The organism is Clostridium sp. SHJSY1 (genome assembly GCF_031626875.1).
GTDB lineage: Bacteria > Bacillota > Clostridia > Clostridiales > Clostridiaceae > Clostridium.
Genome location: NZ_JANDMF010000018.1, coordinates 85,547 through 92,608, shown reverse-complemented (window position 1 = coordinate 92,608; position 7,062 = coordinate 85,547). Strand labels below are relative to the sequence as shown.

6 protein-coding genes are annotated in these 7,062 nt (G+C 27.7%); 1 reads left to right on the top strand and 5 read right to left on the bottom strand.

Annotated features, from left to right (window positions below):
• Window positions 1–113: 113 nt before the first annotated feature.
• The 5 genes from NNC19_RS10215 to NNC19_RS10195 all read right to left on the bottom strand — a co-directional run bounded on the left by NNC19_RS10215 (window position 114) and on the right by NNC19_RS10195 (window position 4,975).
• Window positions 114–782, bottom strand: a complete 669-nt coding sequence (locus tag NNC19_RS10215; protein ID WP_310938543.1) for a hypothetical protein — start codon at window positions 780–782, stop codon at window positions 114–116.
• A gap of 228 nt (window positions 783–1,010) precedes the next feature.
• Entirely contained in the window at window positions 1,011–1,664 is a 654-nt protein-coding gene (locus NNC19_RS10210) for a response regulator transcription factor (protein WP_310938542.1), read from the bottom strand.
• Complete coding sequence (locus tag NNC19_RS10205; RefSeq protein ID WP_310938541.1) at window positions 1,657–2,880, bottom strand: sensor histidine kinase; 1,224 nt, start codon at window positions 2,878–2,880, stop codon at window positions 1,657–1,659. The genes NNC19_RS10210 and NNC19_RS10205 overlap by 8 nt, the downstream gene beginning before the upstream one ends.
• A gap of 186 nt (window positions 2,881–3,066) precedes the next feature.
• Window positions 3,067–4,173 (bottom strand): AAA family ATPase, encoded by a 1,107-nt coding sequence (locus tag NNC19_RS10200; protein WP_310938540.1) that lies wholly within the window; start codon window positions 4,171–4,173, stop codon window positions 3,067–3,069.
• 4 nt (window positions 4,174–4,177) lie between these two features.
• Window positions 4,178–4,975: an RNA ligase family protein gene (locus NNC19_RS10195; RefSeq protein WP_310938539.1), complete on the bottom strand. Its 798-nt coding sequence runs from the start codon at window positions 4,973–4,975 to the stop codon at window positions 4,178–4,180.
• Between the two features lie 587 nt (window positions 4,976–5,562).
• Here NNC19_RS10195 and NNC19_RS10190 point away from each other — a divergent pair.
• Window positions 5,563–6,966 carry a peptide MFS transporter gene (locus tag NNC19_RS10190; RefSeq protein WP_310938538.1) on the top strand — a complete coding sequence of 468 codons (1,404 nt, stop codon included), beginning with the start codon at window positions 5,563–5,565 and terminating at the stop codon, window positions 6,964–6,966.
• Window positions 6,967–7,062: the final 96 nt, after the last annotated feature.

The following is a 7,062-nucleotide window of genomic DNA, read 5'->3' as shown; positions in this document are numbered from 1 at the left end:
ATAACGCGACTGAAAGCTAGATAAAATCTAGCTTTCAGTTTAAGATTTTTTTATACTTTCCTTTACATTAAAAAAAGAGAATCCATAATATAAAGATTCTCTTAAAATTCAATTTAGCCTAGCTTCTTTTCATCACCCTCTACAACTATTGTGTCTAAACTTTTAAGTTCATATACCCTTAAAGGAGTATTTTTAAGAAGTTCAACTACTTGTTCAAAATTATTTATTAAATTTATTTTACTATCATTTAATAACATTTCTAATGACCGATTTTCCCAATCAACCCAATGTACATAACTATCACGTTCTTTTATATAGCTATTAAATTTTTCATCTTTTTGAACTTGTTTTACTATCTCTTCACAAATAAAAAAATTACACACATAACTTCTGTACATTTTAGGTAAAGTGCACCCTTTTCCTGATTTCACAAAAGGACATGCTCTAAAGAAAATCGTTTTATCTTTTACCTCTGACTCATATCCTTCTTCACTATTTATAAATTTCTTATAACCTTCTTTATCAAAATACCCTTCTGCATGAATATAGTGATTATAAATTTTCACTTTAGGTAAACTTAAAATATTTTTCAATATCTTCATTCCTTCTTCACTTTTTACCATCTTGTGAATTTCATGTAAAGTAAATTTAGGAAAATACCAGCAACATCCTCTGTTCTTCACTTCACATAAACTTGTTCCAAATACACTCTGACAATTATAACAAGAATTACAACTATATTGTGGAACTTCATGATCTATATTAAAATCTACCTCAACCATTTATATGCCTCCTATAATGGTATATTTTTCTCATTTTACCACTTCATTTATAAAGTTTTCCCAATTTTCATTATTCTTAATAAGATATTTTCATACAATTTCAAAATCATTCTATACTACTATTATAAATCTTTTTGGTCCTACAAAATTGATTTAATCAAAAAACTCTAAAAATCTATTTTACATTCTTTAAAAGAAATACTACCTAGACTTTAGAGTTTTCCTAACTTATTTTTCTATATGAATAATTCCTTGCTCAATAGCCACTGCAACAGCTTCTGACCTTGACTCAACTTTTAGTTTGCTATATATATTGGTTAAATGTGCTTTGACAGTTCTTTCTGAAATTCCCATATCAAAAGCTATTTCTTTGCTTGTACAACCTCTAGAAATTGCTTGCAGAACAAATAATTCTCTTTCAGTAATTGAAGGATTAAAAGAATTTTTTTTTTGATTCACTTCTTTTTTAGAATTAAATATACTCTTACTTATCTCTGGCTGAAGAAGTATTTCCCCTCTTATGGCTGATTCAATTGTTCTGATAAGTTCTTCTCTAGTAGTGTCTTTAAGCAAATATCCCTTTGCGCCTAATGAAAGTCCCTCCATAATTAACTTATCATCATTGTAAGTTGTTAAAATAATTATGGGAACCTTACATTCTTTTTTATTTAATGCTTTTATTACTTCTAATCCACTCATTTTAGGCATACTTAAATCCATTAAAATCAAATCAGGCATTAACTTATCTATTAATTTTAATGCTTTTTCCCCATTTTCTGCTTCTCCTACAACTTCATATGCTTCTTCTATTTCAAGAATTAACTTTAATCCTTCCCTAACTACCAAATGATCATCTACTATAAATATTTTTCTCTTATCCATTTTCTTTATCTATCCCTTTCTCAATTGGTATAATAATATTTAAACTAGTACCGAATCTCTTTTTACTTTTGATTTTTATCTTTCCATCAATAGCTTTTACTCGTTCAGTCATTCCAATTATTCCATAATGCCCAAATAACCTATCTAAAAGCTTAACATCAAAACCTACACCATCATCTATAATATTTATGTTTATCTTATTTTGATTTTCTATGATTTCAACTATTGTCTCTTTTGCCTTAGCATGTTTTGCAATATTATTAAGCCCTTCCCTAACAATGTACAAAACATTTTTAAATATCTTCATAGGAATTTCTGATCTTATTTTTATATCCACTGAAACAGAAGTTTTTGATATAGATTTAAATTGATTTATTTCATTTTCTATAGCCTTTGTAAAATCAATCTTTGTGTTTTCTTGTAATCTTAAATCATCTATAACAAGTCTAGAATCTGAAAGTGTTTTTCTTGCATGTTTCATAGACATTTGAACAATTTCCTGAGCTCTTTCTGTATTATCCCTATTCAAATTAGCATTTGCAGCTTCTAACTGCATAATTATGCCTGCAAGACCTTGAGAAAGGGTATCATGTAAATCTCTAGCCATCCTTTCTCTTTCATTAATCAAAGTCAACTCCTCTACTTTTTCATAAGCAAACTCTAATTCTTGTAATACTTTTTGAGTTTTAATGCGCATTTTAATTTGCCTAAGAAATATAATTGAATATGCTCTTACAGCAATATTTATCAGCATCAACATAGGAATATATTTAAGTAATCCATCAAATCCATCTACTATTAATATAGTTCCGCAAAATATAATATAAAAGAAAATTGAGGCAATAAGCGCTTTTCTAGAATCACTATAAACCATTATGCTCTGAAAAATTAAAACTGGCATTAACCCAAGATAAACTGTTTCAAATCCTCTTGGTATTATAATTGAACAATCAAAAATCACTACTCCTTGTATAAGAAAATAAAGCCAATATATTCGTTTAAATATTACATCTGATAATAAAAATAGTAGTAAGTGAATTACTATTACTATAGTGAAAAATTTAATTGCATTTGAGGATATTTCATATTCATTTTGTGTAAATATAGTAGCTAAATAAACTAAAATTATAGCTAATATTACAGGAGGTTTTAAATTTTTCATTTCATCTGATTCTATTGTAAGTATTGATTTTAAATTATTTATCAATACAATCACCTGCCTATCTATAAAATTATTTCATTATTAAAAATAGCTATAACACTCAAATACTAGGAAATGTTATAACTATTTATTATACTTAAAGCACTTTAATTCTAACTTCATTTCTATTTTACAGCTGACATTAGATTAAAACAATTGTACCTTTGGGCAAAATCACTGTACTTTAGGGTATTCACTATATTAAATTGAATATTTACTACAAATTATTTCTTCTCCTTGAAGCATATCCATGTTTTTTATCATATTATTAATAACATAAATAGGTACATATCTTTGTCTCTTTTTATTTCTCAAAATCAATTCATCATAAGAGACTTCTAAATAAACAAATTTTATTTTTGCTCCATAAGAATGACATAATCTTATTATTTTTTGTCTTGTTTCTCTTCTTAAATTAGTAGCATTCCATACAAAGCCTTCTCTTTTTCTTAAAAATTCTTTTGCTCTTTCAAATGCTACTGCTCCAACTTTTCCAAAATCCTTTGTAGGTAATATCTTTAATTCTTCTCTTATATCATCTAGAGATATAACTTTTAATTTACTAAAATGATTTCTTATATAAGTATCTTTTCCTGCTAAAGGTAATCCAACCATAACTACTACTTCGAATTCTCTATTGTCAAATATCTCTGCCTCATAATGTATTTTATTTTCAAATAAATACAAAAACTTAGTATAGTCATTTTTAAATTTTTTAGGTCCTTCAAAGCACTTTAATTCTTGAGAATATAGCTTAAAATATTTAACTTTTTCAAGAATTGATTCTTTATCCTCACAGGCTCTTCCTAACAAATCACATTTAGCTAGCAAATAAAGTAGCTTAATATTAGTATTTTCTGCTACTTTTATTATATCATAGTCTATAGTATCCCTATCTAAAAAATATAAAGGTAGACCATGGTATCTAATTAATTGAGCTATTTCTTCTCTTAAATCTCTATTTAATTTATATTCCTTATAAGATAAATCCCTAAATATTTTAGCACCCTTTACAGCATGCTTAGGTGAAATAATTTCTCCATCTTCCTCTCTTGTAGCAACAAGCTTTCCTATATCATGAAATAATGCTGAAGCATACAATATTCCTTTTTCTCTTTCATTTAGCTCCTTCCACTCTTCAAGATTTAAAACTTCTGTACAAACTAGCTTAGTATGTATATAAACATTTCCTTCTTCATGATATTTCGGATTTTGTGAAACTTCCTTAAGCTGTTCTATAATCTCAAACTCTTTTACCATTTCATTGAAGTTGTAGTTTTTTTCCTCCATAAATTTTATAATATCCATAAAACTAACCCTCCTCACAAAACAGATCTATTTCATCATTTAATTGGTTGGGAATTATAGGTCTATTAGCCCAATGTGTTTCTGAATCCATGATTGTATTTAAAAATGATGCTCTTACATACTTCATTCTATCTAAAACATAATTTTCATCTTCTATTTTTATATATAGGCCTTCCATTAAATCTGTAACATCTGTTTGCTTTTTAGCTAGTTCATAAGATAACCCTAATTCAATACAACTTTCATTTAACTTTTCTCTCCAGTTTTTTGTTTTAAAATGTGATTTTCCTAGAAGTTCTACAATTTCTCCCTTAGAGGATACTATAGTTTCTTTCAAAACCAAAACTGACTTTATAAAATTGTAATCTTTAAGAAATTCCCTTCTTCTTTTTGTACTTAAAAACTTTTCTTCTACCTTATCAAATATATCAAATTCCATAAAATAATGATTTAAATTATCATAAAATACTGTATGCTTTGCATAAAGCCATTCTCCATACATGACATACCTATCGCCTAAAAGTTCCCTTAATGTATAGCTATATGAATTGGTCCAAGTTTTAAATAAATCAAACTGTGATTCTCCATACCCACCATTTAAAAAGTGACCTCTGCTTTGCAAATACATTTTCCCATTTGCATCAAAACTAACCCCCACATTAGCTCCATCTACCTTTTCTTCTATTACACAAAATTTATTTTTAATCTTTTCAAATTTTATACTCTCTAAATCCTCATCTCCATCTTGAAATCTTGAACCTTCAATATGTTGAGTTCTTGGATATTTATATATTCTTTCCATAATTATAATTTCATCTCCTCTAAATTACACACAACAAAAAATGCTGTGATTTTTACTTTTCACAGCACTAATAAAACCTAAAAGAGATATTTCTTTTTAGGAAATTATTATACTTATAAAAAGTAGATTTTCTTTAAAAATAAGAGTACACAAAATAAACCCATCAAATTTATAATTTTAATGAATATCTTCGCTCTTTTTAACTTTTTTAAGATTAATCTACTTAATTACATAATAATTTCCCTCTTAACTTTCATTTTAATAAGCTGATTTTAACATTAATACTGTATTCTAGTCAATATTATACTTTTTTATAAAAATTGAAATATAATTTTCTTTATACAACATTATTCAGACAATTCTTTCAAGTCCTCTTGTCATAAACACATGTTTTCCTTTATAAATTATTAAACAAAAAGGATAAAAAATCTTTCTTTTTGTAAAAAATACATGTCTACTCTTACATAGTTTTAATTTTTATATAGAACTTTTAATATTTTGACAAAGTTCTTAAATTGCAAAATACAAATTTTATTGTTAAAATTGCAATACTGCTTTAAATAATTGAAATAGGAAAGAGGTTAATTATGGAACTTGCAAAAAAGACTGATGAAGCTATAGATGAAGTTTCACCAAATAAAACTACCAAAATAAAACATCCACCTGGATTGTATATGCTTTTCTTCACAGAAATGTGGGAAAGATTTAGTTATTATGGTATGAGAGCATTACTTGTAATGTACCTAACAACTGAATTTGTTAAAGGTGGACTAGGTGTTGATAAGGTATCAGCCATGAGCTTGTACAGTACTTTTACAGCTCTTGTATATCTTACTCCAATAGCTGGTGGATATATATCAGATAGATATATAGGCCATAGAAGAGCTATTACTATTGGTGGAATATTAATGGCAATTGGTCAATTTACTTTATTTTCAAATCAAAGCACAACAGCTTTATACATAGGATTAGGTTTGCTTATAATTGGTAATGGTTTCTTTAAACCAAATATATCAACATTAGTTGGGCAACTATATCCAGATGGAGATAAAAGAAAAGATTCTGCTTTCACTATTTTCTATATGGGAATTAACTTAGGATCATTCTTTGCCCCACTTGTTTGTGGTACTTTAGCTGAAAAAGTTATGGCTACAACTCAAGGTGGAGAAATTATCCACTATGGTTTTAGATTTGGTTTCTTAGCAGCAGGTATAGGTATGATTATTGGACAAATATTATTTAATTCGCTATCAAATAAATATCTTGGTGACTTAGGTAAAACTCCTGTAACTACAGCTAAGAATGGTGTAGATGCTGCAGTAAAAAATAAACCATTAACAAAGCAAGAAAGAAATAGAACTATTGTTATCTTTATTTTAGCAGCTTTTGTTATTGTATTCTGGACAGGATTTGAACAAGCCGGAACTTCATTCACAATCTTCACACAAGATAACTTAAATAGAAGTCTTGGTGGATGGGAAGTGCCAGTTTCATGGTTCCAATCACTTAATCCATTATTTATACTATTATTAGGAATACCTGCATCAAAATTGTGGTACAAGCTTGCATCTAGCGAAAGAGGAGATTTAAGTATTCCTCAAAAAATGGCTACTGGGCTAATAATGCTTGGTATTGGTTTCTTATTAATGGTAGGAGCTGTTATGCAAATAGGTGGTAGTGCTGATTCTGCTTTAAAAGCTAATATGTTATGGATTGTAGGTGCATACCTTCTTCATACAATAGGAGAACTTTGTTTATCTCCAGTAGGACTTTCTATGGTAAGTTCATTAGCTCCAGCTAAGTTTGCATCAGCTTTAATGGGTATATGGCTATTAAGTAACTTTGTTGCTAACAAGGTTGCAGGAGTTGTTGCCTCATTAACTGAAACATTAGGATATTTTGAAATTTTCACTGGTATGGCTTTTATAGCTATATTTATAGGTCTAATTCTATTATCCTTAAACAAAAAGTTAACAAAAATGATGGAATAATTTTTAATAGTAGCTATTTTTATAGCTACTATTTTTTTGTGGTAATTTGCCTATAAAAATTTAACTTTAGAAATAAAACTTCCACATAACCTATAT

Excerpts from the sequence above, each read along its gene's own strand:
- NNC19_RS10215 (WP_310938543.1), bottom strand. The coding sequence starts at position 782 with ATGGTTGAGGTAGATTTTAATATAGATCATGAAGTTCCACAATATAGT.
- NNC19_RS10210 (WP_310938542.1), bottom strand. The coding sequence starts at position 1,664 with ATGGATAAGAGAAAAATATTTATAGTAGATGATCATTTGGTAGTTAGG.
- NNC19_RS10200 (WP_310938540.1), bottom strand. The coding sequence starts at position 4,173 with ATGGATATTATAAAATTTATGGAGGAAAAAAACTACAACTTCAATGAA.
- NNC19_RS10195 (WP_310938539.1), bottom strand. The coding sequence starts at position 4,975 with ATGGAAAGAATATATAAATATCCAAGAACTCAACATATTGAAGGTTCA.
- NNC19_RS10190 (WP_310938538.1), top strand. The coding sequence starts at position 5,563 with ATGGAACTTGCAAAAAAGACTGATGAAGCTATAGATGAAGTTTCACCA.